This is a genomic window from Trinickia sp. HAY1-2D, from assembly GCF_056754935.1.
In genome coordinates, this window is sequence record NZ_JBPGWX010000002.1 from 571309 (window position 1) to 597588 (window position 26280).

Below are 26280 nucleotides of genomic sequence, written 5' to 3' on the forward strand. Positions count from 1 at the left end.
CGACATCGACGGAATACGACATGGTTACGACCGACCCTAACACCACCGATCTCGACCTGCCTGCACCGTACCGGCCGCACCCACGCTTTGCCGCCGCGTTCGCCGCTTGCCCGCTGATCGCAATCTTGCGCGGCATCGAACCGGGAGAAGCTGGCGAGCACGGGCTTGCGCTCTATGACGCGGGGTTCCGGGTCATCGAAGTGCCGCTGAATTCGCCTGCGCCGTTCGAGAGCATTGCGGCGATACGCGCGGCGCTGCCGCACGATGCGATCGTCGGGGCCGGGACCGTATTGCGGCCCGAGCTCGTCGGTACGCTGGCCGGCGCAGGCGGCGAGCTCGTCGTCATGCCGCATGCGGATGCGGCGGTCATTCGTGCGGCGAAGGCCGCGGGACTGGCATGCACGCCCGGCGTGGCCACGCCGACCGAGGCATTTGCGGCGCTCGCGGCCGGTGCCGATGCACTGAAGATGTTCCCCGCCGAGCAGCTCGGCGCGCATGTGGTCAAAGCATGGCGGGCGGTCGTGCCCAAGCGCGTACCGATCGTACCGGTGGGGGGCGTCTCGCCTGAGAACATGCAGCCGTTTCTCGCGGCGGGTGCGGACGGATTCGGGCTCGGCTCGGCGCTTTATCGCCCGGGTCAGGGTCCTGACGAAACCGCCGTGCGTGCGCGCGCATTCGCCGACGGACTGCGCGCGGCACGCGAAGGAGTCGCGCGATGAATCGGCTGGCCGGCAAAGTCGCGCTCGTGACCGGTGCCGGCCGGGGCATCGGCGCGGCCATCGCACGGGCATTCGCGGGCGAAGGCGCAGCGGTGCTGCTGGCCGAACTCGATACCGATGCCGGTGAAGCGAGCCGCGACGCGATCCAGCGCGAGCATGCCGGGGCGCGCGTGAAGGCGCATCGAACCGATGTGACCGACGCGGCCTCCGTGCGCGACGCGGTCGCGGCGGCAGAAGACGCGTTCGGTCCCATCGACGTGCTCGTCAATAACGCCGGCATCAATGTGTTTTGCGATCCGCTGACGATGACCGACGACGATTGGCGCCGGTGCTTCGCGGTCGATCTCGACGGAGTCTGGAACGGTTGCCGGGCGGTGTTGCCGGGCATGGTCGAACGCGGACGCGGCAGCATCGTCAATATCGCTTCGACGCATGCGTTCAAGATCATTCCCGGTTGTTTCCCGTACCCGGTCGCCAAGCACGGCGTGATCGGGCTCACGCGTGCGCTCGGTATCGAATACGCGGCGCGACAGGTGCGGGTCAATGCCATCGCGCCGGGCTACATCGAGACGCAGTTGACACTCGATTGGTGGAATGCGCAGCCCGACCCCGAGGCCGCACGTCGCGCGACGCTCGCGTTGCAGCCGATGAAGCGAATCGGCCAGCCGGAGGAGGTGGCGATGACGGCGGTGTTTCTCGCATCGGACGAGGCGCCTTTCATCAATGCGAGTTGCATCACGGTGGACGGGGGACGCTCGGCGCTCTACCACGATTGAGCGACGGGGCCGGCGGTGCCGAGGCGACTCGCACGCGGTATCCGGGTAGCAAAGAAAGCAGCAAGAAGGCAGCACGACAACAAATCATCGACATCGGATGACGCACCGGCCGCGTGAGTTATCCGACCAAGACAACGCGGCCCACACCTTCAATAGACAGGAGACACGCACATGAAGCGCAGAATATTCCTTTCGCTCGCAGCGGTTGCGGCAGGCGCGATGTTCGCCGCAGCGCCGGCTGCCCAGGCGGCCGACCCGGTGAAAATCGGCTTTCTCGTGAAGCAGCCCGAAGAGCCGTGGTTCCAGGATGAATGGAAATTCGCCGAGAGCGCTGCGAAGGAAAAGGGCTTCACGCTCGTGAAGATCGGCGCGCCCTCCGGTGAAAAGGTCATGAGCGCGATCGACAACCTGGCGGCGCAAAAGGCGCAGGGCTTCATCATCTGCACGCCGGACGTCAAGCTCGGGCCCGGTATCGTCGCAAAGGCGAAGGCGCACAACCTCAAGATGATGACGGTCGACGACCGTCTCGTCGATGGCAGCGGCAAGCCGATCGAAGCCGTGCCGCACATGGGCATCTCCGCCTACAACATCGGCAAGCAAGTGGGTGACGGCATCGCGGCCGAAATCAAGAAGCGCGGCTGGGACATGAAGGACGTCGGCGCCATCGACGTGACCTACGAGCAGCTGCCGACGGCTCACGATCGCACGTCGGGCGCGACCGACGCGCTCGTTGCCGCGGGCTTCCCGAAAGCCAACGTGATCGCCGCGCCGCAAGCGAAGACGGACACGGAAAACGCCTTCAACGCCGCGAACATCGCGCTCACGAAGAATCCCCAGTTCAAGCACTGGGTCGCCTACGGCCTGAACGACGAAGCCGTGCTCGGCGCCGTGCGCGCAGCCGAGGGACGCGGCTTCAAGGCCGACAACATGATCGGCGTCGGCATCGGCGGTTCGGACTCGGCCTTGAATGAATTCAAGAAGCCGAACCCGACGGGCTTCTTCGGCACGGTCATCATCAGCCCGAAGCGTCATGGCGAAGAAACGTCCGATTTGATGTACACGTGGATCACGACGGGCAAGGAGCCGCCCAAGCTCACGCTGACGACGGGCATGCTCGCGACGCGCGACAACGTCGCGCAGGTGCGCGAGAAGATGGGCCTGGCCTCGAAGTAACCGTGGCGGCAGTCTCTGCGGACATGGGGCGGCGAAGCCCCATGTCGGCGGGGATCTTCAATCAGTACGAGGTGAAGCGACATGGCAGCAACGCTGCGTTTTGACAACATCGGCAAGGTCTTTCCGGGTGTGCGCGCGCTCGATGGCGTCTCGTTCGAGGTCGAGGCCGGGCAAGTGCATGGCCTCATGGGCGAAAACGGCGCGGGCAAGTCGACGCTGCTGAAAGTGCTCGGCGGCGAGTACCAGCCGGACTCGGGCCGCATCATGATCGACGGGCAGGAGGTGCACTTCTCGAGCGCGGCCGCGTCGATCGCCGCCGGCATTGCCATCATCCATCAGGAACTACAGTACGTGCCCGATCTGACGGTCACGGAAAACCTGCTGCTGGGCCGCCTGCCGAATGCGCTCGGGTTCGTCGACAAACGCGGCGCGCAGCGCTTCGTGCGCGAGCGGCTCGCCGCGATGGGCGTCGATCTCGATCCGAATGCGAAGCTCGGACGGCTCTCGATCGCGCAACGCCAGATGGTCGAAATCTGCAAGGCGCTCATGCGCAATGCGCGCGTCATCGCGCTCGACGAGCCGACGAGCTCGCTCTCGCACCGCGAGACCGAAGTGCTGTTCAAGCTCGTGCGCGATCTGAAGGCCGATGGCCGTGCGCTCATCTATATCTCGCATCGCATGGATGAAATCTATTCGCTTTGCGATGCCTGCACTATTTTTCGCGATGGCCGCAAGGTCGGCTCGCATCGCGATCTCCACGAAGTCAAGCGCGAGACGCTCGTCGCCGAAATGGTCGGGCGGGAAATCACGGACATCTACGATTACCGGCCGCGCGAGCTCAAGGACGTGCGTCTTGCCGTCGACGGCATAGAGGGGCACGGGCTCGCCGCACCGGCGAGCTTCGAGGTCCGCGCGGGGGAAATCCTCGGATTTTTCGGCCTCGTGGGCGCCGGGCGCAGCGAGCTCATGCGGCTCGTCTACGGTGCCGAAAAAAAACGCGGCGGGCGCATTGCCCTCGACGGTGCCGAGATCGACATCAGGAGCCCGGGACAGGCGATTCGCCACGGCATCGTGCTGTGTCCCGAGGATCGCAAGGAAGAGGGCATCCTTGCGATCGCGTCCGTGGCCGAAAACATCAACATCAGCTGCCGCCGACACGGTCTGCGCGCGGGCCTCTTTCTCAACCACGCGAAAGAGGCGGAAACGGCCGAGCGTTTCATCAAGCTGCTCAAGATCAAGACGCCGCACCGCCGGCAGCGGATCCGGCTGCTTTCGGGCGGCAATCAGCAAAAGGCGATTCTCTCGCGCTGGCTCGCCGAGCCCGGGCTGAAGGTCGTGATTCTCGACGAGCCGACGCGCGGCATCGACGTCGGCGCGAAGCACGAAATCTACAACGTGATCTACGAGCTGGCCGAGCGCGGTTGCGCGGTCGTGATGGTGTCGTCCGAGTTGCCCGAGGTACTCGGCGTATCGGATCGCATCGTCGTCATGCGCGAGGGGCGCATCTCGGGCACGCTCGAGCGCGGCCAGGCCAACGAGTCGGCCCTCTTGAGCCTCGCGTTGCCGCAAGGCGGCGACTCGCAGGCAGCCGGCCAGGCGCAAGAGGCCGCGTAGCCGATCCGCGTCGCGCGGGCGGCGCATCGATGGCCGTAGCGGGACCGAAGCGACATGCTTTGACAGGACAACACGGTAGCCCGTGGACGACGGACGAACAAACGGACCGGGAAGCGGGCGAAGAAACGGGTGAAGGAGCGACGAAATGCAAGCTAGAGAAAACCTCGCGAGTTCGGCGGCCAAGCAGGCCGCCGAGGCGCTGATTCCGAAGACGAACGATCGGCAGAAATGGTGGCAGCAGGTCACCGAATACAGCCTCATCCTGATCTTCGCCCTGATGTTCATCACGACGTCGCTGACGGTCGATCACTTTTTCTCGATCGACAACATGCTGGGCCTCGCGTTGTCGATTTCGCAGATCGGCATGGTCGCCTGCACGATGATGTTCTGTCTTGCCTCGCGCGACTTCGATCTCTCGGTCGGTTCGACCGTCGCGTTCGCGGGCGTGCTGTGCGCGATGGTGCTCAACGCAACCGACAACACGTTCGTTGCGATCGTCGCGGCCGTCGCGGCCGGTGCCGTCATCGGATTCGTGAACGGTGCCGTCATTGCCTACCTGCGCATCAACGCACTGATCACGACGCTGGCGACGATGGAGATCGTGCGGGGCCTCGGTTTCATCGTGTCGCACGGACAAGCAGTCGGCGTGTCGTCCGACACGTTCATCGCGCTGGGCGGCCTGACGTTGGGTGGCGTCTCGCTGCCGATCTGGGTGACGCTGATCTGCTTCATCGTCTTCGGCGTAATGCTCAACCATACGATCTACGGCCGCAATACGCTCGCCATCGGCGGCAATCCCGAAGCGTCGCGTCTGGCCGGTATCAACGTCGAGCGCACGCGCGTCGTCATTTTTCTCGTCCAGGGCGCGGTGACGGCGTTGGCGGGCGTGATCCTTGCATCGCGGATCACGTCGGGCCAGCCGAATGCGGCACAGGGCTTCGAACTCAACGTGATCTCGGCTTGCGTTCTGGGCGGCGTCTCGCTGCTCGGCGGCCGCGCGACGATCTCGGGCGTCGTGATCGGCGTGCTGATCATGGGCACGGTCGAGAACGTCATGAACCTGCTCAATATCGACGCGTTCTACCAATACCTCGTGCGCGGCGCGATTTTGCTCGCCGCCGTGCTGCTCGACCAACTAAAGAACCGCGGCTCGCGCGATTGACGCGCCGGCCGACGTAATCGACGGAGATTCCTCACGATGGCGTTACCCGATCATCCGCAACCCGGTCCCTACGCGCGGTATCCCAGCCTCGTCGATCGCACCGTCTTCATCACCGGCGGCGCAACGGGCATCGGCGCCTCGTTCGTCGCGCATTTCGCGGGACAGGGCGCTCGCGTGGCCTTTTGCGATATCGACACGAGCGCGGGCGAGGCCCTGGCAGACGCGCTGGGCGATTCGCGGACGAAGCCGCTGTTTCTTGCTTGCGATATCACCGACATCGAGGCGCTGCGCGGCGCGCTTGCCGATGCGCGCGGCGCATTCGGACCGATTGCGGCGCTGATCAACAATGCGGCGAACGACAAACGTCACACGATCGCCGAAGTCACGCCGGAATCGTTCGATGCGGGCATCGCGGTCAATCTGCGGCACCAGTTTTTTGCGGCACAGGCCGTCGCCGACGATATGAAAGCATCCGGCGGCGGCTCGATCGTCAATCTCGGCTCGATCAGCTGGATGCTTAAGCAGGGCGGCATGCCGGTCTATCTGACGTCGAAGGCGGCGATCACGGGGCTCACGCATGCGCTGGCTCGCGATCTAGGTCCGTTCGGGATTCGCGTCAATACGCTCGCGCCTGGCTGGGTCATGACCGACAAGCAGCGGAGCCTGTGGCTCGACGAAGCCGGCTTGCGCGCACTGAAGGCCGGCCAATGCCTCGATGGCGAATTGCTGCCCGAGGATCTCGCGCGCATGGCCCTTTTTCTCGCTGCGGACGACAGCCGGATGATCACGGCGCAGGAGTTCATCGTTGACGGAGGTTGGGCATGACGGGGCACGACACGAACGGCGATACGCCGCGCAGCTATCGCGCAGCGCTTGTCGTCGATACGGAATGTACGCTCGGTGAAGGGGTGCTCTGGTGCGCCCGCACGGGGCAACTGTATTGGACCGACATCGAAGGCCAGCGGCTCTTTCGTTACAACCCCGGCACCGGCGAGCGCGCCGAGTGGCGCATGCCGGAACGGCTGGCCACGTTCGCGTTCACCGCGCGCGCGCACGTGCTGCTCCTTGGCCTGGCCTCGCATCTGGCGTTTTTCGATCTCGCGACGAATGAATTCACGCGCATCGTGGAGGTCGAGCCGGGCATGAGTACGCGTCTGAACGACGGCAAGTGCGATCGGCAGGGGCGCTTTGTCTTCGGCACCATGCATGAAGCGGACAAGCAGCAGCCCGTCGGCGGTTTTTATCGTCTGGGTCTGGACTTGTCCGTTGAAAGGCTGCCTCTACCCGCGCCGGCAATCGCGAACAGCATCGCGTTCAGCCCCGACGGCGCGACGATGTACTTCTGCGATTCGTTGACGCGCGAGATTCGTGCCTGCGCCTATGGCGCCGATGGCAGCGTCGGACCGTCGCATCGGTTCGCAGCCGTCACCGATCCCGACGGCGACCCCGACGGATCGACCGTCGACGCCGAGGGCGGTTTATGGAATGCGCACTGGGGCGCCGGGCGGGTCGTGCGCTACGACGCCGCCGGCCACGAAACCGAGCGCGTCGTGGTCCCGGCCCGGCAGCCGAGCTGTGTTGCGCTGGGCGGAGCGGACCTTGGCACGCTCTACGTCACGACCGCGCGAGTCGGGCTCGATGCCGATCAGCTTGCCGCCGAGCCCGACACAGGCGGCGTGTTCGCCGCGACAGTCGTGCGCCGCGGGGTGCCCGAGGTGGTGTTCGCGGGTTTGCCCGCCTGAGGTTCTGGCCAACTGCCAGGAACCGAACGATAAATAAAGAGACAAAGGCGGCAGGTATCGCCGCCTTTCAAGTAAGACCCGTCCGATCCGGACCGCATCTCGCCTCTCGAGGAGCAGACTATGGCCGCAGCGAATTCCGATGCCCGACTGGCGCGGGGCGAGACACCGTCCGCGGCGCGCCGTGCCAAGCTCGCGGCGGTGAGTCAGCCGGTGCGGCCGGGGCCCAGCACCGCGGTGCTCGCGCGTGGGCTCGGCGCGGGCGGCGAAAGCGCCACCGTGTCGCTCTCGACTTCACAATTGCGTCTCGACGTGGCGCCGGCGCTGGGCGGCGCGATTACGCGTTTCGACTGGCGCGGCAGCGGCAACGGAACGGTCCCGGTGTTTCGCCGCACGCCGTCCGTCACAGCGGGCGCGGACCCCAACGCGCTGGCCTGCTATCCGCTCGTACCGTATTCGAATCGCATCGGGGGTGCCTCATTCAGGTTTGCGGGGCGCCAGGTCGACGTGCCGCGCAACCGTCCGGCCGAGCCGCTGCCGATCCATGGCGATGGCTGGCTGCAGGCTTGGGAGCTCGTCGCGCACGACGCCACGAGTGCGACGCTCGCGCTCGATCGCAGCCGCGGCAAGCCGTACGGCTACCGTGCGGCGCTGACCTATGCGCTCGACGGCGCCAGCCTTGTCGTCTCGCTCGCCGTCGAAAATGCCGGGCGCGAGCCGTTGCCGTTCGGGCTCGGCCTCCATCCGTTTTTGCCGCGCAACGGCGAGACGCATCTTGCCGCGGCGGCGAGCGGCCTGTGGTTGGCCGGCGACGATTGGCTTCCCGTGCGGCATGTGCCGGTGCCGCCGGCCTGGCAATTCGGTGTCGCCTATCCGCTGCCCGGCGCGCTCGTGAACCACTCGTTCACAGGCTGGAGCGGACATGCCACGGTGGTCTGGCCGGAAAAGCGCTTGTCATTGACGATCGCGGCGGACGCCGACTACTACGTGCTTTACACGCCGCCGGGTGAAGCGTTCTTTTGCTTCGAGCCCGTCGATCATCCGATCAACGCCGTCAATCTGCCCGGCGGCCCCGATTCACACGGCATGACCGTGCTTGCGCCCGGAGAGAAGCTCTCGCGCGAGTTCCGGTTCACGGTCGAGCGCGTCGGCAGATAACGCCGCGAGCCGTGCCGCACCGCGATGGTGGTCGCGGGCGGGTCCGGCTTGCGCATGACGGCGGTTAGAATACGCACCTCACATTCGATAACCGGCCCTCGCGGGCGCTCGATCCATGTCTTCCAGCCCGTCTTTCGTCCGCACGCTCGACCGTGCGTGGCAACGCACCGATTCCCTGCTTTGCGTCGGGCTCGACCCCGAACCGTCGCGTTTTCCCGGCGCGCTGGCGAACCGCGGCGATGCCATCTTCGACTTCTGCCGCGCGATCGTTGATGCGACGGCGCCGTTTGCAAGCGCCTTCAAGCCGCAGATCGCCTACTTCGCGGCGCATCGTGCCGAGGATCAGCTCGAGGCACTGATTGCCCATATTCATGAGGCGCACCCGGGCCTGCCGGTCATTCTGGATGCCAAGCGAGGGGATATCGGCAGCACGGCCGAGCAGTACGCACGCGAAGCATTCGAGCGGTATCGCGCGGACGCGGTGACAGTCAACCCGTACATGGGTTTCGATTCGATCGAGCCTTACCTCGCGCACCCGGGCAAGGGCGTCATCGTGCTTTGCCGGACCTCGAACGCGGGCGGCTCGGATCTTCAGTTCCTCGACTGCGGTGGCCGGCCGCTCTATCAGACGGTGGCGACGCTTGCCGCGCAAAAGTGGAATGCGAGCGGCGAGCTCGCACTCGTCGTCGGCGCGACGTTTCCGAAGGAAATCGAAACGGTGCGCGCAATCGTGGGCGATATGCCGCTGCTGATTCCGGGCATCGGCGCGCAAGGTGGCGATGTCGAAGCAACCGTGCGCGCCGGGCGCACGCAGGCGGGCACGGGGATGATGATCAATTCCTCGCGCGCGATCCTTTATGCGGGGAAGGGCGACGATTTTGCGCAGGCGGCCGCGACGGCGGCACGCGAGACGCGGGATACGATCAACCGTTACCGATAGCAGTCAACGGGCGCGGCGCATGACTGACCGCCGTGCCCATCGAGCACTCCATGTCGAACCCGCGAGGCGTGCTGCTTCGTCTGCCTGGCAGGCGGAGATTCTTGAAGTGGTTGAAATCATTTTCAGCCATTAAAAGATTGGGGAATTCACCCAATTCGAATAGATCGGCTAATCGATCGGAAGTCCTATTCAAAAGGACATTCTAATTTTCCCATTCCTCTCCGTAGTATTCTCCGGCGCTCGGCTGGAGCGATCGGCTTGCTCCGTATCAAAATATTCAACTGGCATGTATCTCAAATGCGTTTTGAACCGAGCATATTCGACAAGCTGTTTGAGCGTCATTCGCCCCAGGGGAGTGCGTCGACTGTACGCGCCTTGTCGCTCGATGAAATCAAGCATTCGATGGCGGGCGATCTGGAGTCGCTGCTGAACACACGCATGACGTTTTCCGAAGCGCAGATGGAGCCGTTTCCGGAATGCGCCAGTTCGATGCTGTCCTACGGGTTGAACGATTTCTCGGCCCGCAGTCTTGCAAGCTCCGACGATCGCGAATTCATCTGCGAGTCCATCCAGCGCGCGATCGCGCGTCACGAGCCGCGACTGAAAGACGTCGAGGTGACGCTTGCGCTTCATGAGCGGTCCGTCAGCGCGCTGAACTTCACGATCAGGGCCTTGCTGGTTCTACATCCGGCACAAGAGCTGGTTAATTTCGATGCGCAGTTGCAACCGTCGACACGCCGGTACTCTGTGGCCCGCACGAGAGGTAAGGCTTAAGGGGATTCGGGATGGACGATTTGCTACCCTACTATGAGCGGGAACTGGCGTATCTGCGAAGGTACTCGCGCGAATTTGCCGAACGCTATCCAAAAACTGCCGGCCGCCTGGGCATACGCGGCGAGCTTGCCGAAGATCCTCACGTCGAACGTCTGATCGAGTCGGTGGCGTTTCTGAATGCACGGATCAGCAAGAAGATCGAAGACGATTACCCTGAATTGACGGACGCTCTGCTCGAGGTCCAGTATCCCCATTATTTGCGACCATTTCCGGCCTGTTCCATCGCACAGTTCAGCGGTGGGGACGAAGTCAACCAGCTCACGAAGCCTCGCATCATTGCGCGCGGTACGGAGGCGAAGTCCCACCCGGTGCGCGGCGTTCGATGCACGTTCCGGACGGCCTACGATGTAGCCCTTGCTCCGATTCGCGTGCTCGACGCCCGCTATGTGCCGGGCGGCCCCGACCCGAGCGTGGCTGTCGTGCCGTCCAATACGGCGGGAATGATTTCGATCACGTTCGAATCGAGCGCGCCTCAGTTCGACCTCGGCGGCCTGCAGCTCGACCGGATACGCGTGCATCTGTCGGGCGATCAACCGCTCGTTGCATCGCTGAACGACGCGCTGTTTCTCCACACGTTGGAAGCTTACGTAGAGCAGGGGGCCGGCGGGCGTTGGACACGTCTATCGAGCGTTCCGGTTGCCGAAGTCGGCTTCGATGAGGCCGATGCGCTGATCGACTTCCCGGGTCATGCACATCCGGCCTATCGCTTGCTGACCGAGTATTTCGCTTTCCCCGACAAATTCAACTTCATCGACTTCGACCTCGCGGCTATGGCGAGAGCAGCCGGCCCATGCGAGCGCATCACGCTGCACCTCGCCGTCAGGGAAACGGGCGATTCGCATGCTGCGGGATTGCTGGGCTCGCTCGCAGCGCATCACCTGCGGCTTTTCTGTACGCCGGTCATCAACCTGTTCAGAAGACCCGCAACGCCCGTGCTGCTGACCCAACAGGCCGCGGCTTCTCCGGTGGTGGGTGACAGCCATAAAGCCTTTGCGTATGAGGTGTACTCGATCGACTCCGTTCGCCTTGTGCGCAAGAAGGAAGACCGAGGTGAAGAGATCGCCGAACTCCGGCCTTTCTTTTCTCTGCGTCATGGCGAGGCATCGCAGGCCGGGCTTTACTGGTATGCGCGCCGCAGCGACTGGGTGGCGCAGCACAGCCCCGGTTATGAAACCGAGCTATCGATCGTCGATCTGGGCTTCAACCCGGCCGAGGTACAGATCGACACGCTCAGCCTTGAGATCACCGCCACCAACCGGGATCTGCCGGAGCGTCTTTCGATCGGCCAGCCGAGCGGCGATCTGTTCATCAGCGGCGCGCCGCTCGGGCAGCGGATCGCGCTGCTGATGCGGCCGACGCAGACCACACGTTTCGACCGGCGAAACGCTGCTCACTGGCAGATCGTCTCGCACCTGTCGTTGAACCATCTTTCGCTCGCGAGGAACGGCGAGAAGACGCTCAAGGAAATGCTGCGGCTCTACGATCAGCGCCGCACATCCGTATCCGCCCTGCATATCGACGGTATCGTGTCGCTCGAGGCAACTTCAGCCCTCGAACGGATGGCTCGGACGCCGGAGACAGGCAATTATCCGTTCCCAATCTATGTGCCAGGTATCGGCATTCGGCTCACGCTGGACGAAGAGCATTTCGTCGGGGCGAGTCTTGCCACCTTCATCGATGTTCTGGACCGGTTCTTTGGCTTGTACGTCCACATCAACAATTTCACGCAACTGACAGTGGTGTCGGCGAAGACAGGGCGGGAAATCATTCGCTGCAAGGCTCGCAGTGGCGAATCGATTCTCGTGTAATCGCGTGCGGACCGCAACAGGAACACGTGCATGAACCTCTACGACCCGATTCAAAGTGTCAGCCGGGGCGTGGCGCAGAACGGGCGCCTATTGAAACTTGACACGCCCCTGGGCCAGGACGTGTTGCTTCCGCTGCGCCTGGTGGGGCATTCACGCGTCGGCCGCAACTTCAGCTTCCGGGTGGATACGGTCTCGCTGGCGAGTCAGATCGAACTGAAGCATCTGATTGCGCAGCCTGTCACGCTCTGGATGCAGCAGGCCGATCGGTCTTACCTGCCGCACCATGGTTATGTGCATACGGCGAGCAGATTGGGCGCGGATGGAAGTGCGGTGTACACGCAGCTCGAATTCTCGTCCTGGTTGCACTTTCTCAAGTTCCGCAAGGACGCGCGGATCTGGCAAGACAAGACGGTCGAAGACGTTCTTTGCGATGTGTTCGAGGCGCACCCGCAGGCGCTAGGACGATATCGTTTTGCGTTGTACAACGCGCTGCCGAATCGCTCATTCTGCATGCAGTACGAGGACGACTGGAATTTCGCGCACCGGCTCATGGAATCCGAGGGGCTATGGAGTTACTTCGAGCAGGCGCCGGATGGCCAGTCCCACACGCTGGTCATCACTGACCTGACGCATTTCTGTGAACCGCTCGAGCCATCGACGATTGCCTTTTGGCGATCGGACGTCGACGCCGAGATCGATGCGCTCACGCAATGGGCCGGTACGCGGACCTTGCAGAGCGTGAAATACACGCCCATCACGGGCGACTACAAGTCCCCAGCGGATCACCGGATCACATACGGTGAGACGATGCCCAACCAGGGAAGCCTGCCTGAGCAGCTGGAGGTCTACGAGTATACGGGCCCCTACAGCCACCTCGATTTCGATCGGGGCGACCATTTGAATCGGATACGGCTCGAGGAATGGGAATCGCGCGCGAAGCGGTTTTTCGGGAGCGGCGGTGTGCGTCGCGTGGACGCGGGCCGCTGGTTCGAACTCGCGGATCACCCGGACCATCAGAAAGACAAGCGGCAGGATCGCAGCTTCCTGATCATCGAGACGCGCTGGTTCATCGAGAACAATCTGCCGCTTGGCAATACGCGGCGATTCCCGGGCAGTTTGGAAGCGGAGCTTGAACAAGCTCGGGCCATCCACCATGGCGAGCCGACAGCAGCGGCCGGCAGCGCAGGGTTCTTTCTGACGTGGATCGAAGCGCAGCGTCGGGCCATACCGTTTAGGAGCCCATGCGAGCACCACAAGCCGCAGATGCGTATGCAGTCGGCGACGGTCGTGGGGCCACCCGGCGAAGAGGTCTATACCGACGCGCTAAATCGCATCAAGGTGAAGTTTCGGTGGGACCGGCATGCTAGCGGCGACGAGACGTCGTCATGCTGGATACGCGTGATGCAGTCCGACACGGGAAGAGGATACGGCGGTACGCACGTGCCTCGTGTCGGCGAAGAAGTGTACGTCGATTGGGATGGGGGAGATTGCGACCGACCGATTGTCATCGGACGAGCGTACAACGCAGCCGTGCAGCCGGCCTGGCACACGAGCGGCATTCTCTCGGGCTTTCGCTCGAAGGAGTATTCGGGTAGCGGTTATAACCAACTGGTCCTGGATGACTCGACGGGTCAGACGCGCGCTCAACTCATGAGCAGCAGCGCCAACAGCATGCTGCATTTGGGCTACCTGATTCACCACAGCGGCAATGTACGAGGCTCCTACCTGGGCAGTGGTTTCGATCTGAAAACCGATGCGCACGGTGCAGTGCGTGCGAACCGCGGCTTGTATGTGACGACGTACTCGACATCGGTGAATAGTCCGCCGATGGACGCTCGGCAAACGCGTGCGCAGCTGAACGATGCCGGTAGTCTCGTGCAATCGCTGTCCGACGCCAGTACGAAACATAACGCTGAGACGTTGGCGCCGGGCCGCGATGCCCTGAGACAGTTCGTGGATGCGACCGATCACAGCGTGACGGGAGAGGCAAAAGGTGGTGTGACTGCGGGCGGTGGATTGGGTACCGCCGATGCGTTCAAGGCGCCGGTTCTGGTGCTTGGGAGTCCCGCTGACATTGGCGTGTCGAGCCAGCGGAATGTGCACGTTCAGGCCGGTCAGCACGTGAATCTGGTGAGCGGGCAAAGCACGCACCTGGCAGCCGGGAAGTCGCTGATTGCGAGTGTGGCCGAGAAGATCAGCCTGTTCGCGCAGAAGGCCGGCATCAAGCTGTTTGCCGCGCAAGGGCCAGTCGCAATCCAGGCGCAAGGCGATCAGATGGCGTTGGCATCGTTGAAAGACCTCACGATCACCAGCTCGGACGGGAAGATCGTTATCAATGCGGCGAAGGAGGTGTGGATTGGAGCGGGTGGGTCCTATATCCAGATCAGTGCGAACGGGATCGTCAATGGGTCGTCCGGGCCCATTGTCGAGAAAACGCCGCGGTGGAGTAAGTCGGCGACCGATGCGCAACGTCAGCCACTGCCCACCCTGCCTCAGGGCAGCTTGAAAACGACCAGCGTTTATCCTCAATCGCGCTAATCATGATCATCAGCCCTCCTTTTCTCCCACATTCCGGTCTTGTATCGAGCGACGCCGCCGATCCGGACCCGATGATGACGGCGGTCGATGCATACGCATCCGGTTATTCCGGCATCTATCCCGTCGCATTTGATCGTCGCTGGCATGGGGGCGTTCATCTGGACAACGCGCCCGCGAATGAACCGGTTCGAGCTATTGCCGATGGCGAGGTGGTCGCATACCGCGTTAGCCAATCCACCATTTCGGATGGCCATGTCGATGAAGCGACAGGCAAGGAAGTACTCAATACCAACACTGGCTTCGTGTTGCTTCGGCATGTTACCGAGACGGGGGCTGGGCGGACGCTGACCTACTATTCGCTTTATATGCATTTGCTGGATCTGGCGGCGCAAGCCGCATTCGTCGGTTCACGTCCATCGAATCCCCCGCTGGACACATCGCCCACGGCGCTCTCGGCGTGGTTACTCGAACCGGGAGGCGGGGTAACCTCCGGCAATGGCAAAAGGGTCTATCGCAAGGACATCCTTGGCTACATGGGGCAATCGCAGGGCCTGAGGCATTTGCACTTCGAGATCTTCATGACCCAGCAGGACTTCACGTCGTGGTTTGACCAGGCGGGACACATCGTTCAAGTTGGGCACAAGCGTCCGGTTCAACCGACCTGCCAAGATTGGTGGGGGCACGCCTACTACATCATTCCCGGCTCGATTGAATTTGTCGATCGCCCGGGGACGCAAAACGATACGACTTGGTTTCCGAAGCTGAGGGCGGGGAAGCTTCCCAATGCGAGCAGCAATTTGTACGTGGAGACCTATTTCCATATCGGTCAACGGTATATGCGCGCGTGGATAGATGAAAACGGCGACGGGAATTGCCGGCTGCTGACACCGCAGCCAGTAAAGGATCCCTATGACGACTACGAATACAAGCTATACGAGCGTTCGATGGCGCTGTATCCCGGGTGTCCAAGCGACGGCTATGAGCTGCTGAGGTTTGGCCGCATTCTGTCGACTACGCCAACTTTAACCTCTGAACAGGACAAGACTACCTGGGTCGCCGTTCCATTCAATGAAAACGGGTCACTGGGGTACGTCGATATCAATCGAGCATCCATCGTGAAACTGTCCGATGCGGATTTTCCCTTTTTTGCGGGTTGGCGAAAGATCGATGGTCGCGACGCACCATTGGACGGTGACGGTCTGTTCAGCTACCAGAAACTGAGCAAGCTATTCGGTAACGCAGCGACGAACACACGCGGCGCCTCGCAGACCGGTCAACAATTCGGCCTTGACGGCCAGCTCATTGACTATATTCGAAACACGGATGGTGTGCAGGAAAGCTTGAGTGGCTTTATATGTGAGTCAAAGAGCGAATGGGATCCGGTCAATAACGACGCCCGCTATCGGGGGCTCAATAGGTGCGACGGTTATTTCGGTCGCTGCAAAGAAACGAATCCAGATGGTTACGACAAATTCTTGGGGTTTGTAACGAAGCTCCAGTTTCTGGATCAGGTGCCGGCGTTATCGGGCGGGAGGAGTTTCTGGTACTTTCATCCACTGGCATTCATTCGACATTTTAGAAAGTGTGGGTGGCTGGCTCTTGCGGAAATGGCATCGACCTTCCCAAAGTATCCTTATTATGAGGAAGGTGATGGCGTATATCGGGCAGTTAAAAAAGGGCCGAGCAGTGCGTTGCAAAATGATGTAGCGAAAAGAAGAATCAAAAACTATGTGATGAGCATGAATTGCTCGATGCGCAAATACGGAATTTCTGTAAGCAGAACTCGACAGTCGCATTTTCTTGCTCAGGTCTTACTGGAGACCGATCGATGGAATACTGTAGAAGAATATGGTCGCGGAAAATACAACCCGCGTCAACCGGCGACCCAATATTACGCGGCATTCTACGGGCGCGGGTGCTTGCAGCTCACATGGGCGAGTTTGTATGAGGAGTATGGAAAATTCATGAGTTTTCCCCACAATGCCGCCGGCGTGTATGCAGATCCCCGCATTACGCGGGCATCAGCACATTGGTTCGGGGATCCCCGACGGAGAGGGGCGCGCAATGGCACAACTATTGGAAGCCAGAGACTGTGGTTTCCTCGCTACGATCCACGGGTAATTTCCGATTTCCCACATTACGCATGCGACAGTGCCGGGTTCTTCTGGGTGCATAGACATTACGCACACGTTCGCGACATAAATCGCGTTGCAGATCGTGGCGTCGATTCATTCGTCGTGGGGCGAGTTTCGGTTTTGGTAAACGGCGGAGCCAATGGATTTTACGAGCGACAGGCTTTTGCATTGGTTGCGGCGGAGTACTTGCTTGACTGTATTCGGCATGCAACAACTAGAACTTTAGTACCTAGTGGTCGTCAGAGTTCAATCGTTGTTGATCTCGAAAATGCCAAGAGTGACTGAGTGAAATCATTTATAACGCATATGACTGCCGCAGGGATCGCCGTCATGCTGTGCATTCCGCATCTTTCGCATGCGGCGGGAAAGTATCCGATATTACATTATACTAAAAAATTGCCGCGCGCTCAGCGCACGACTCTTGCCAAAGAAGGTTTCGATATGGATCGAGTGAAATCTGTCATTGCGTGGGAGCTTAACGGCGTCCGTCATTATTTTGTCGCCGTGAATGACATTGGTGGTGGGTGCGGTATTATTGATATAAGCGACGCCGGATCGTCTAAGATCCTGGATTCGTATGGTCAGTGCAGAATTTTGGGTGCGCCTCGGATCGCTGACTTGAGTGGCGATGGCAATCAAGGGATTGTCGTGAAATTGCGAGTTAATTCGAACGGTGCGGCGCCCGCTGTCGTTGAGCAGGTTAACGGTTATCTATACGTGAAAAGCGCTTCCGAATTTTGTAGGAATAACGATGCTGGAAGCTTTGCCAATGGGACGAGGGTTCCAAATTCGGTACTAAAGTATAGCGCGTCGATCTGCCGATAATGATGAACTCTGCCAAAAATGACCAAACTCCTTGTCTGCCACGATGACCCCACCACCACTGGCGGCAAGGTCATCGCAACAGCATCGACCATGTTCGACGGCGGCCGACGCATCGCGCTCGACCGGGAGATGGCGACGTGCGGCAACTGTCCCGGCGAGTATCCCATACAGGGAACCGGCACCGACATGGACGAAGACGGCCGGGCCGGCGTTCTCGACGGCGATGCTGTCCAGTGCCCGTGCGGCAAGAACTATGTCAAGGCAAACCCCAACGCCGGATGCTCGATCGGCTGACACCAAACGGCTTCACCATGTCCTTCTCGCTTGAAAATCCTCGCGTTCTCGAGCGTTTGCTCGATAAACCGTACCGCTTTCAATTCGTCCAGGCAGTGCGCCTGCTCGAACGCTGGTTCACCGAGCACGGCGGAGCCCAGCTGCGCCACGTTGTGCCTTATCGCATTGCTTTCCGCACCACGCTCACGACGACGTTTCCACCTAGCGAGATAGAGCAAGCGTTATCGTTCGACGACGCCGGTGAAGATCTAACCGATAAAGCGACCCGCATAGGCGCCATGATGGCCGGCAAAATTTCAAAGGTGGACTTGACGCCAGCATTCTTCGGGCTGCTTGGCGGTCAAGGCGCATTGCCCCTGCGCTACACCGAGCAAATCGCCAGTAGCGACTGGTCGAGTCCCGACCGCCCCTCACAAGCTTTTTTCGACATCTTTTCGAATCGCTCGACGGCGCTCTTTTACGCGGCGTGGAAGAAGTACCGCCTGCCGCTGCACTATGAGCTCGATCGAAACGAGCGTTATCTCCCGATCCTGCAGGCCCTGGCCGGCGTAGCCGACACAAGTTCCCGCGAGGCGTTGCGCGAAGAGCCCGGCGCGCTCGCGGACGATGCCGTCGCGGGACATAGTGCGGCCGTCCGCCATCGCGCAGTGTCGGTCGTGTATCTGCGACGCACGTTGTCCGAATACTTTGGCATACCGATCCAGATCGAGCAGTTCATCGGCAACAAGTACCGGGTTCCGCCTGAAAAGCAATCCAGCACCGGAATCGGCAACATGGCCCTCGGTTCGACCGCAATGCTCGGCGAACACATCTGGATGCGTCACGCTCGCATCCGTCTCGTCCTTGGGCCGCTATCGGCAAGCCAATACGAGGAATTCCTGCCCAATTCCGCGAGCATGTGCGTGCTGAACCGCCTGCTGCAGTTGCTGATCGGCATCACGCTCGAAGCTGAGGTACGGCCGGTACTGAAACGGGACGAAGTCCAGCCGCTTCGGCTCGGTTCGAACGGCCGCGTCGGCTACGATGCCTTCCTGGCGACACGTCCGTCGCAGATCGACCGTTCAGACATGCGTTACACGCTGAACGCATTGTCGATCGCTCGATCGGAACAGGACGCTGGAGCCGGTTAACGTTTGTAGTCCACCCGCTACCGCTCGTTCTCGTCGATGAGCGCAAGCAAGCCACGCAACGCATGCGCCGCAGCCTGCCCCCGGATCTGCTCGCGATCGCCTTTGAACGTCACGGTCTCGCACGACGTATGAAGGCGATTGCTCCACGCAAACGAGACCATGCCGACCGGCTTCGTTTCCGTGCCGCCACCGGGGCCGGCCACACCCGTAATCGCAAGCGATACCTGTGCGCGGCTATTGCGCAGCGCGCCTTCGGCCATCGCTCGAGCAACGGGTTCGCTCACCGCGCCATGCTTGTCGATGAGTTCGGCCGGCACGCCGATCATTTCGGTTTTCGCCTGATTCGAGTACGTCACGAACCCGCGCTCGAACCATCCGCTGCTGCCCGAGATGTCGGTGATCGCCGCGGCAACCATGCCGCCCGTGCAGGACTCCGCGGTCGTCAACATGAGCCGCGTCTCCCGTAGCTTGTTGCCGGCACGGACGGCGAGTTGGTGCACAACGGAATCGGTGGCCATGGCTGTATTCCTGCTCAACGGTTCAGATCGTCATACGCCAAAGGGCGATGACGAGCAGCGTCAGAAACGCTGCGACCAGATCATCGATCATGATGCCGAAGCCGCCCGAGAAGTGCTGATCGAAGTAACGAATCGGCGGCGGTTTCACCATGTCGAAGAAACGAAAGATGACGAATGCGCCGAGTTGCCCCATGAACGTCTCGGGCGTCACGAAGAGCAGCACGAGCCAAAAGGCGACGATCTCATCCCAAACGACGGGAGAAGGATCGTCGATGCCGAGCCTTTTAGCGGTGAAGCCGGTGATGCCGACGCCGGCAACGAAGCCGACGGCAATCAGCGCGCCCCACTCAGCGGCAGTCAGCCGGCCCGCCAGCGCCGCGAACGAGAGCCAGGCGAACAAGGTGCCGAACGTGCCGGGCATGAGCGGCGACAAGCCGCTGCCAAAGCCGAGCGAAATCACGTGAAGCGGATGCGACAACATGAACCGCGCTGTCGCGCGCCGCGGGCGCGAATCGGAAGGAGGGCGGTGTGCGATGCCGTCGCCAATCATGGGATCACGCTGCATTGAAATGATCGAAACCCTGCAACTTCAGATCGAGCGGCGCATGCGACGCGTCGACCCATACAATTGCCGGTGCCTCCGAAGGAGCGAGTAAGGTCGTTATTGTACCGATGCGCGAGACTGTCACGCCTGCACGCGCGCCCGCCGCGATGACGGCGTCGCGATTTTCGGGGGCAGCCGTGAAGCAGAGCTCGTAATCGTCGCCGCCCGCGATCGCGCACCGCAACTGGTCCGCGCCAGCGAGCTTGCGCAGCGCAGGGGAGCGGGGCAGCGCCTCGACGTCGACCTGCGCTTTCACGCCCGAGCGTTCGAGAATATGCAGGAGATCGCCGGCGAGCCCGTCCGATACATCGAGCGCCGCGTGCGCGACCCCTCCCAACGCAAGCCCCAATTCGATGCGCGGTTCGGGGCACTCGAGCGCATGGCGCAGCCGGGCCGCTTCGTCCGCATCGAATAGGCTCGCGGCCCATTCGCCACGCATGAGCCCCAACCCCGCACGCGCATCGCCGAGCGTGCCGGAGACCCAGATGTCGTCACTGGGCCGCGCGCCGTCGCGACGCAGCGCACGTTCGCGCGGCACATCGCCGAACACGGTGATGCAAAGGTTCAAGGGCCCGCGCGTCGTGTCGCCGCCGATGAGTTCGCAGCCGAAGCGCTCGGCCAGCGCGAACATGCCGTCGGCGAGGGCCGCGAGCCACGTTTCGTCAGCTGTTTCGAGTGCGAGCGCGAGCGTGAAGGCCCGCGGCTTCGCGCCCATCGCCGCAAGATCCGACAGATTCACGGCGAGCGCCTTGTGGCCCAGCGCGCGCGGATCGACATCGGGCATGAAATGCCGGCCCTCGACGAGCATGTCGGTCGAGATGGCCAGCAGTTGATCGGCGCGCGGGGCAATCAGCGCGCAATCGTCGCCGATGCCGAGCGCCGCGGTAGCCGCGCTGCGGCGTGCGCGGCTGGCGAAAAATCGTTCGATCAGGGAAAACTCGGAAAGCGGCATGGAATCGGTACGATCGGCAGCGAAGTGGTCGATAAAATGCGGCGTCGTCACTCAAACACGTCCGCAACGAGCGGCGTCGAGCCGGGTTCGGGCGGTCATTGCGCCCCCCGCCGGTTCGGGGAATGGCCTCGGATTGGCGCTACAATGCGTCGAATTCCGATTCCAAATCAGCACTGTAGCCTGGACTTTTCCCTCATGTCGACCAGCCCCACCAAGACGAAGTTGCGCGAAGCCGCGCTCGATTATCACGAATTCCCGTCCCCCGGCAAAATCGCCATCGCCCCCACCAAGCAGATGATCAACCAGCGCGATCTGGCGCTGGCGTATTCGCCTGGCGTGGCCTTTGCCTGCGAGGAAATCGTCGAAAACCCGCTCAACGCGGCGCGCTTCACAGCGCGCAGCAATCTCGTCGGCGTGGTCACGAACGGCACGGCGGTGCTCGGACTCGGCAACATCGGTCCGCTCGCGTCGAAGCCCGTGATGGAGGGCAAGGCGGTCCTCTTCAAGAAGTTCGCCGGCATCGACGTATTCGACATCGAAATCAACGAGACCGATCCGCACAAGCTCGTCGATGTCGTCGCGGCGCTCGAGCCGACGTTCGGCGGCATCAACCTCGAGGATATCAAGGCACCGGATTGCTTCATCGTCGAGCGCGAGTGTCGCAAGCGCATGAAAATCCCGGTCTTTCACGACGACCAGCATGGCACGGCGATCGTCGTGGCGGCGGCGGTGACCAACGGTCTGAAGGTCGTCGGCAAGGAGATCGGCAAGGTGAAGCTCGTCGCCTCCGGTGCCGGCGCAGCTTCGCTCGCCTGCCTCGATCTGCTCGTCGATCTCGGCATGTCGCTCGAGAACATCTTCGTGACCGATCTGGCCGGCGTGGTCTACAAGGGCCGCACCGAACTCATGGATCCGGACAAGGAGCGCTTTGCGCGTGAAACGAGTGCGCGCACGCTCGCGGAAGTCATCGAAGGTGCCGATATCTTCCTGGGACTGTCGGCCGGCGGTGTGCTCAAGGCCGAGATGGCCAAGACCATGGCCGCAAAGCCGCTGATCCTCGCGCTCGCGAACCCGACGCCCGAAATCCTGCCCGAAGTCGCGCTCGAAGTGCGGCCCGACGCGGTGCTCGCCACCGGCCGCACCGACTATCCGAACCAGGTCAACAACGTCCTCTGCTTCCCGTTCATTTTCCGGGGAGCGCTCGATGCAGGGGCAACGACGGTCACGCGCGAGATGGAGATTGCCGCGGTCAACGCGATTGCCGAGCTGGCCCGCCAGGAGCAAAGCGACATCGTCGCGACGGCCTACGGCATTCAGGATCTTTCGTTCGGCCCCGAGTATCTGATTCCGAAGCCGTTCGACCCGCGCCTCATCGTCAAGATCGCGCCCGCGGTGGCCCAGGCCGCGATGGATTCCGGCGTGGCGACGCGCCCGATCGAGGATATGGAGGCGTACAAGCAGCATCTGCAGCAGTTCGTCTACCACAGCGGTACGACGATGAAGCCGATCTTCCAACAGGCGCGTAGCGTGGCGGACGGGAAAAAGCGTGTCGTGTTCGCCGAAGGGGAAGAGGAGCGCGTACTGCGCGCGGTGCAGATCGCCGTCGACGAAAAGCTGGCCAAGCCGATATTGATCGGCCGGCCGTCCGTCATCGAAAGCCGTATCGAACGCTACGGCCTGCGTTTGACCGCGGGCGTGGACTACACGGTAGTCAATACGGAGCACGACGAACGTTACCGCGAGTTCTGGCAGACCTACGCGCAAGTGATGGCGCGCAAGGGCATCAGCCACCAGATGGCGAAGCTCGAGATGCGCCGCCGCACCACGCTGATCGGCTCGATGCTGCTCGCCAAGGGCGAAGCGGACGGCATGATCTGCGGGACGATCAGCACGACGCACCGGCACCTGCACTTCATCGACCAGGTGATCGGCAAGCGCGCCGGCTGCAGTGTCTATGCGGCAATGAATGCACTCGTGCTGCCGGGTCGGCAGATCTTCCTCGTCGACACGCATGTGAACGTGGACCCGACGCCCGAACAGCTCGCCGAAATCACCATCATGGCAGCCGAGGAAGTGCGGCGCTTCGGTATCGAGCCGAAGGTGGCGCTCGTCTCGCATTCGAACTTCGGCACGAGCCACGCGCCATCGGCGCAAAAAATGCGCGACACGCTCGCGCTGCTCAAGGAGCGCGCGCCGGATCTGCAAGTGGACGGCGAGATGCACGGCGATGTGGCGCTCGATGCGAATCTGCGCAAGGAAGTGCTGCCCGAATCGACGCTCGAAGGCGATGCGAACCTGCTCGTGCTGCCGAACATCGACGCGGCCAACATTTCCTACAACCTGCTCAAGACGGCGGCGGGCAATAACATCGCGATCGGTCCTATCCTGCTCGGTGCGGCCAAGCCCGTCCATGTGTTGACCGCGTCCGCGACGGTGCGCCGCATCGTCAACATGACGGCATTGCTCGTGGCGGACGCGAACGCGGTGCGATAAGCAGAAACGAGCAGGCGGCTACAGCGAAGCAGGCAAAAAAACGGCGTGCCCGCAATGGGCACGCCGAGGGCGAAAGAGAGAGAGAAACTGCCCTTAAAGCGTGAAACGACGGCTCCGTACCGCTCGACCCGCGGGGAGGCAAAGACCCGGGGCCGCCGGAACCGTCATTTGTTAGCTTATCGTAAACAGGATAAAAAATCGCCTGCTCGGGATAAAATTTTGCGCGAAAGGCCGAAAATGTCGGCGGAACCCATCCGACCCTTTCACGTAAATCCTTCATTTTCCTAACAAAGATTGCTTCCGCGGGCTGTTAGGGATAACCTTGCGTTTTTCGTGGTTTATCCGTCCTGTCGAAAACGGGGTCAGCCGGCCGATGAGCGCACAACCGGGCGCCGCCAGTGGGAAGCACTCGCGCGCGCGTAGCAGTCACGCGGGTTTCGTCGCGGCTATTGCGCTCGCGCTCAGTCTGGGATCGGTCCTGCCGCCCGGCGGCGCGGCACTCGCGCGCGAATCGGTCGCCGCGGCGCCTGCTGCAGTCGATTGGACAGGCCCGACGGTCGCGTCGCCGGAGTTGCCGCGCCAGGCGCGCGACACATTGAAGTCGATTTCAGCGGGTGGGCCTTATCGGTTCTCCAAGGATGGCGTCGTTTTCGGCAACTTCGAACGGTTGCTGCCGCGGCGGCCGCGCGGCTATTACCACGAGTACACGGTTCGGACACCGGGCGCCAGGAATCGAGGCGCTCGCCGCATAGTCTGCGGGGGTCCGCCGAGGCAGATCGACAACTGCTTTTATTCGGACGACCACTACACCAGTTTTAAACGCATCATTGAATGATATCGGGATGAACGGCATGAGCGACAACATCTACGCGTACGACGCCACGGTCGCGACGGATCTTTTCGCGGCCCGCGACGGCAACCTTTTTCAGCGCGTCATGCAGATGCGTACGGGCGAAAACGGTCCGTGCAACAACGATCCGCAGCCCGGGCCTTCATCGAGCGAGGAGCCTATGAGCCTGTTCTCGACGGTGCGGCCGAATATCGTCCAATCGATCCGCGCGTTTCGCGTGCAGGATCTCGCCGACGAAGCGAACCGGCTCGGCGAGCATTTCCTCTATGCCTATTGCGGCAACGCGAACTCGAAGCAAGAAGTGCTCGAGACGATTTCCACGTCCTTTTTCTTTCCGAAGCATTTCGGCAAGAACTACGACGCGCTTTACGACTGTCTCACCGATCTCGTTCACAAGGCCGGTCCCCAGCCAGGCTTCGTAATCGTGCTCGAGGCACTGCCCATTGCGCAAAAGTTCGACAAGGAAGGCCGCGAGACGCTGCTCGACGTGTTCCGCGAAGCGGCCGAATTTTGGGCCGAGCGCAAGGTCGCGTTCCGCGTGTTCTACTCGTTCGCGTAAGAACTCAAGCGCCGCCCTCGAGCGCTTGCCGCTTCGGGCGGCGCTCGCCTTACTCGTGCACCGCGATCACGGCTTCGATCTCGACCGTGATGTTGCCGGGCAGCGACCCCACGCCGATGGCCGAGCGCGCATGCCGTCCGGCTTCCGCGAATACCTCGATGAAAAGATCGGAACACCCGTTGATGACGCGCGAGTGCTCCGCGAATTCCGGGGTGGCGTTCACCATCCCCAAGAGCTTGACGATGCGCTTCACGCGCCCGAGGTCCCCGAGCTCGCTCTCCATGACCGACAGCAGATTCAGTCCGACGCGCCGAGCGTGATCGTAGGCCTCTTCGGCCGTCACCGTGGCGCCGACCTTGCCTGTCAGCAGCCGGCCGTCGTCGCCGAGCGGTCCCTGCCCCGAGAGGAACACGAGACTGCCTTCACGCGCACTGTGCTGGAAGTTGCCGATTGCTTTCGGCACCGGTTGCAGCACCAGGCCTAGTTTGCGCAGTTGCGCATAGCAGTCGTGTGGAATCTTTGACATCGACGTTTCTCAGGAAGAAATCGGGATGAGCGGCTGGCCGGCGGCGTGTTGCCAGCCGAGTCGTTCTTCGATGCGTCGGGCGGCCGACTGAACGCTCGCGCGATAACGTTCGACGCCTTCGGCGACTTTGCTTTGCGTCATGACGATCGAGATCGTGAGCACACACTCTCCGGTCGTATTGCAAACCGGCGCGGCGAGGCACGCTACCGTTGCGTCCGATTCGCCGATTTGCAGCGCGAACCGGGACTCGAAGGCCTCGCGCGAGCGCCGCGCGAGCGTGCTCGGATCGGTCTGCGCGAGACCCGTCGGCGAAGGCTTGCTATGACGCGCGAAAAACGCCTCACGTTCGCCGTCGGGCAGATGGCCCACGAGCAGCCGCCCCGAGGCGGTCCAGTTGATCGGCATGCGCGAGCCCACACGCGATGTCACGCGAAAATGTCCGGGGCCTTCGACCATCTGCAGCACAACCATCATGCCTTCTTCGCGGCCGCACACCTGCACCGTTTCGCCCACGGTCTGCGACAAGCGCTCCATTTCCTCGGCCGCGACCGCGAGGTAGTCGAGCGAGCCCGCGTACGTGAGCCCATAGCCGTAAAGGCGCGGGCCGAGCCAGATCGCTCCCCCCGTCGCGCGGGTCAGCAGGTTTTTGTCGACGAGATCGTTGATGAGCGCATAGATGGTAGACGGGGGCGCGCCGACCGTCTGCGCGATCTCGTATGCGGTCATCGGTCGGCCCATCTGCTGCAGGCCATCGAGGATCTGCAGCACGCGCTCGATCGCACCGGTGCGCGAACGAGCGGCTTGCACTTGACCCTCTCGACGTGCCGGTTGCCCGGCTGGCAAGCGCTCATTGTCCTCGGCACCGAGTGCTTCCGGGTTCCGACTGCTTGCCATGGCTCACTTCCTGTTCAAGAGACAACTCGGGGGAGGGTT

At 62.2% G+C, this 26280-nt stretch carries 24 protein-coding genes; 19 read left to right on the plus strand and 5 right to left on the minus strand.

The annotated features are described in order from the left end of the window. Positions 1–20 precede the first annotated feature (20 nt). From ACR9ZC_RS09670 to tssG, 16 genes are all read left to right on the plus strand, one after another. Positions 21–719 (plus strand): 2-dehydro-3-deoxy-6-phosphogalactonate aldolase, encoded by a 699-nt coding sequence (locus tag ACR9ZC_RS09670; protein WP_331571363.1) that lies wholly within the window; start codon positions 21–23, stop codon positions 717–719. Beyond that, positions 716–1495: an SDR family oxidoreductase gene (locus ACR9ZC_RS09675; RefSeq protein WP_440563977.1), complete on the plus strand. Its 780-nt coding sequence runs from the start codon at positions 716–718 to the stop codon at positions 1493–1495. Before ACR9ZC_RS09670 ends, ACR9ZC_RS09675 begins: the two co-directional genes overlap by 4 nt. 171 nt (positions 1496–1666) lie before the next feature. Further along, complete coding sequence (locus tag ACR9ZC_RS09680; protein ID WP_440563975.1) at positions 1667–2668, plus strand: arabinose ABC transporter substrate-binding protein; 1002 nt, start codon at positions 1667–1669, stop codon at positions 2666–2668. An 81-nt stretch (positions 2669–2749) separates the two neighbouring features. After that, positions 2750–4282 carry an L-arabinose ABC transporter ATP-binding protein AraG gene (gene araG / locus ACR9ZC_RS09685; RefSeq protein WP_481580112.1) on the plus strand — a complete coding sequence of 511 codons (1533 nt, stop codon included), beginning with the start codon at positions 2750–2752 and terminating at the stop codon, positions 4280–4282. Between the two features lie 145 nt (positions 4283–4427). Beyond that, on the plus strand, positions 4428–5444 hold the full coding sequence (gene araH, locus ACR9ZC_RS09690; RefSeq protein ID WP_481580113.1) for an L-arabinose ABC transporter permease AraH: 1017 nt from the start codon (positions 4428–4430) through the stop codon (positions 5442–5444). Between the two features lie 36 nt (positions 5445–5480). Next, complete coding sequence (locus ACR9ZC_RS09695) at positions 5481–6269, plus strand: SDR family NAD(P)-dependent oxidoreductase (protein ID WP_481580114.1); 789 nt, start codon at positions 5481–5483, stop codon at positions 6267–6269. Beyond that, the gene (locus ACR9ZC_RS09700) at positions 6266–7186 is read left to right on the plus strand and encodes an SMP-30/gluconolactonase/LRE family protein (protein ID WP_481580115.1); all 921 of its coding nucleotides are present in this window, start codon (positions 6266–6268) and stop codon (positions 7184–7186) included. The genes ACR9ZC_RS09695 and ACR9ZC_RS09700 overlap by 4 nt, the downstream gene beginning before the upstream one ends. A 120-nt stretch (positions 7187–7306) precedes the next feature. After that, entirely contained in the window at positions 7307–8341 is a 1035-nt protein-coding gene (locus ACR9ZC_RS09705) for an aldose 1-epimerase (protein WP_331571349.1), read from the plus strand. Positions 8342–8456: 115 nt separating this feature from the next. Next, positions 8457–9281: an orotidine-5'-phosphate decarboxylase gene (gene pyrF / locus ACR9ZC_RS09710; protein ID WP_331571347.1), complete on the plus strand. Its 825-nt coding sequence runs from the start codon at positions 8457–8459 to the stop codon at positions 9279–9281. 297 nt (positions 9282–9578) lie between these two features. Then, complete coding sequence (gene tssE, locus ACR9ZC_RS09715) at positions 9579–10055, plus strand: type VI secretion system baseplate subunit TssE (RefSeq protein ID WP_481580116.1); 477 nt, start codon at positions 9579–9581, stop codon at positions 10053–10055. Between the two features lie 11 nt (positions 10056–10066). Further along, positions 10067–11923 (plus strand): type VI secretion system baseplate subunit TssF, encoded by a 1857-nt coding sequence (gene tssF / locus ACR9ZC_RS09720; protein ID WP_481580117.1) that lies wholly within the window; start codon positions 10067–10069, stop codon positions 11921–11923. A 30-nt stretch (positions 11924–11953) separates the two neighbouring features. Beyond that, a complete protein-coding gene (locus ACR9ZC_RS09725) occupies positions 11954–14461 on the plus strand; it encodes a type VI secretion system Vgr family protein (RefSeq protein ID WP_481580118.1) in 2508 nt (835 codons plus the stop codon). 2 nt (positions 14462–14463) lie between these two features. Next, positions 14464–16881 (plus strand): hypothetical protein, encoded by a 2418-nt coding sequence (locus ACR9ZC_RS09730; RefSeq protein WP_481580119.1) that lies wholly within the window; start codon positions 14464–14466, stop codon positions 16879–16881. After that, positions 16882–17421 carry a hypothetical protein gene (locus ACR9ZC_RS09735; RefSeq protein ID WP_481580120.1) on the plus strand — a complete coding sequence of 180 codons (540 nt, stop codon included), beginning with the start codon at positions 16882–16884 and terminating at the stop codon, positions 17419–17421. An 18-nt stretch (positions 17422–17439) separates the two neighbouring features. Further along, positions 17440–17715, plus strand: a complete 276-nt coding sequence (locus ACR9ZC_RS09740; RefSeq protein ID WP_481580121.1) for a PAAR domain-containing protein — start codon at positions 17440–17442, stop codon at positions 17713–17715. Positions 17716–17732: 17 nt separating this feature from the next. After that, positions 17733–18845: a type VI secretion system baseplate subunit TssG gene (gene tssG, locus ACR9ZC_RS09745; protein WP_481580122.1), complete on the plus strand. Its 1113-nt coding sequence runs from the start codon at positions 17733–17735 to the stop codon at positions 18843–18845. Positions 18846–18862: 17 nt separating this feature from the next. On the opposite strand, the gene ACR9ZC_RS09750 is transcribed toward tssG, so the two are convergent. Genes ACR9ZC_RS09750 through thiL form a run of 3 tightly spaced genes read right to left on the minus strand, consistent with a single transcriptional unit; the run spans position 18863 to position 20919 of the window. Continuing rightward, positions 18863–19363, minus strand: a complete 501-nt coding sequence (locus ACR9ZC_RS09750) for a CinA family protein (RefSeq protein ID WP_481580123.1) — start codon at positions 19361–19363, stop codon at positions 18863–18865. A 22-nt stretch (positions 19364–19385) separates the two neighbouring features. Next, positions 19386–19928: a phosphatidylglycerophosphatase A family protein gene (locus ACR9ZC_RS09755; RefSeq protein WP_481580124.1), complete on the minus strand. Its 543-nt coding sequence runs from the start codon at positions 19926–19928 to the stop codon at positions 19386–19388. Further along, positions 19918–20919, minus strand: coding sequence for a thiamine-phosphate kinase (thiL, locus tag ACR9ZC_RS09760; protein WP_481582633.1), 1002 nt, complete (start codon positions 20917–20919; stop codon positions 19918–19920). The genes ACR9ZC_RS09755 and thiL overlap by 11 nt, the downstream gene beginning before the upstream one ends. Before the next feature lie 195 nt (positions 20920–21114). Between thiL and ACR9ZC_RS09765 the strand changes: the two genes are divergently transcribed. From ACR9ZC_RS09765 to ACR9ZC_RS09775, 3 genes are all read left to right on the plus strand, one after another. Beyond that, entirely contained in the window at positions 21115–23412 is a 2298-nt protein-coding gene (locus tag ACR9ZC_RS09765; protein ID WP_481580125.1) for an NADP-dependent malic enzyme, read from the plus strand. Positions 23413–23785: 373 nt separating this feature from the next. Continuing rightward, a complete protein-coding gene (locus tag ACR9ZC_RS09770; RefSeq protein WP_481580126.1) occupies positions 23786–24247 on the plus strand; it encodes a guanyl-specific ribonuclease in 462 nt (153 codons plus the stop codon). A gap of 16 nt (positions 24248–24263) precedes the next feature. Continuing rightward, positions 24264–24821 (plus strand): barstar family protein, encoded by a 558-nt coding sequence (locus tag ACR9ZC_RS09775; RefSeq protein ID WP_440558989.1) that lies wholly within the window; start codon positions 24264–24266, stop codon positions 24819–24821. A gap of 49 nt (positions 24822–24870) precedes the next feature. Here ACR9ZC_RS09775 and ACR9ZC_RS09780 read toward each other — a convergent pair whose 3' ends face one another. Together ACR9ZC_RS09780 and ACR9ZC_RS09785 are read right to left on the minus strand one after the other, a co-directional pair. Continuing rightward, positions 24871–25347, minus strand: coding sequence for a RidA family protein (locus ACR9ZC_RS09780; RefSeq protein ID WP_481580127.1), 477 nt, complete (start codon positions 25345–25347; stop codon positions 24871–24873). A gap of 9 nt (positions 25348–25356) precedes the next feature. After that, on the minus strand, positions 25357–26241 hold the full coding sequence (locus ACR9ZC_RS09785) for an IclR family transcriptional regulator (protein ID WP_481580128.1): 885 nt from the start codon (positions 26239–26241) through the stop codon (positions 25357–25359). Between the last annotated feature and the right edge of the window lie 39 nt (positions 26242–26280).

Bases quoted from the DNA above. Each gene is read 5' to 3' on its own strand.
- ACR9ZC_RS09670 (WP_331571363.1), top strand. From the start codon at position 21: ATGGTTACGACCGACCCTAACACCACCGATCTCGACCTGCCTGCACCG.
- ACR9ZC_RS09675 (WP_440563977.1), top strand. From the start codon at position 716: ATGAATCGGCTGGCCGGCAAAGTCGCGCTCGTGACCGGTGCCGGCCGG.
- ACR9ZC_RS09680 (WP_440563975.1), top strand. From the start codon at position 1,667: ATGAAGCGCAGAATATTCCTTTCGCTCGCAGCGGTTGCGGCAGGCGCG.
- araG (WP_481580112.1), top strand. From the start codon at position 2,750: ATGGCAGCAACGCTGCGTTTTGACAACATCGGCAAGGTCTTTCCGGGT.
- araH (WP_481580113.1), top strand. From the start codon at position 4,428: ATGCAAGCTAGAGAAAACCTCGCGAGTTCGGCGGCCAAGCAGGCCGCC.
- ACR9ZC_RS09695 (WP_481580114.1), top strand. From the start codon at position 5,481: ATGGCGTTACCCGATCATCCGCAACCCGGTCCCTACGCGCGGTATCCC.
- ACR9ZC_RS09700 (WP_481580115.1), top strand. From the start codon at position 6,266: ATGACGGGGCACGACACGAACGGCGATACGCCGCGCAGCTATCGCGCA.
- ACR9ZC_RS09705 (WP_331571349.1), top strand. From the start codon at position 7,307: ATGGCCGCAGCGAATTCCGATGCCCGACTGGCGCGGGGCGAGACACCG.
- pyrF (WP_331571347.1), top strand. From the start codon at position 8,457: ATGTCTTCCAGCCCGTCTTTCGTCCGCACGCTCGACCGTGCGTGGCAA.
- tssE (WP_481580116.1), top strand. From the start codon at position 9,579: ATGCGTTTTGAACCGAGCATATTCGACAAGCTGTTTGAGCGTCATTCG.
- tssF (WP_481580117.1), top strand. From the start codon at position 10,067: ATGGACGATTTGCTACCCTACTATGAGCGGGAACTGGCGTATCTGCGA.
- ACR9ZC_RS09725 (WP_481580118.1), top strand. From the start codon at position 11,954: ATGAACCTCTACGACCCGATTCAAAGTGTCAGCCGGGGCGTGGCGCAG.
- ACR9ZC_RS09730 (WP_481580119.1), top strand. From the start codon at position 14,464: ATGATCATCAGCCCTCCTTTTCTCCCACATTCCGGTCTTGTATCGAGC.
- ACR9ZC_RS09740 (WP_481580121.1), top strand. From the start codon at position 17,440: ATGACCAAACTCCTTGTCTGCCACGATGACCCCACCACCACTGGCGGC.
- tssG (WP_481580122.1), top strand. From the start codon at position 17,733: ATGTCCTTCTCGCTTGAAAATCCTCGCGTTCTCGAGCGTTTGCTCGAT.
- ACR9ZC_RS09750 (WP_481580123.1), bottom strand. From the start codon at position 19,363: ATGGCCACCGATTCCGTTGTGCACCAACTCGCCGTCCGTGCCGGCAAC.
- ACR9ZC_RS09755 (WP_481580124.1), bottom strand. From the start codon at position 19,928: ATGCAGCGTGATCCCATGATTGGCGACGGCATCGCACACCGCCCTCCT.
- thiL (WP_481582633.1), bottom strand. From the start codon at position 20,919: ATGCCGCTTTCCGAGTTTTCCCTGATCGAACGATTTTTCGCCAGCCGC.
- ACR9ZC_RS09765 (WP_481580125.1), top strand. From the start codon at position 21,115: ATGTCGACCAGCCCCACCAAGACGAAGTTGCGCGAAGCCGCGCTCGAT.
- ACR9ZC_RS09770 (WP_481580126.1), top strand. From the start codon at position 23,786: ATGAGCGCACAACCGGGCGCCGCCAGTGGGAAGCACTCGCGCGCGCGT.
- ACR9ZC_RS09775 (WP_440558989.1), top strand. From the start codon at position 24,264: ATGAGCGACAACATCTACGCGTACGACGCCACGGTCGCGACGGATCTT.
- ACR9ZC_RS09780 (WP_481580127.1), bottom strand. From the start codon at position 25,347: ATGTCAAAGATTCCACACGACTGCTATGCGCAACTGCGCAAACTAGGC.
- ACR9ZC_RS09785 (WP_481580128.1), bottom strand. From the start codon at position 26,241: ATGGCAAGCAGTCGGAACCCGGAAGCACTCGGTGCCGAGGACAATGAG.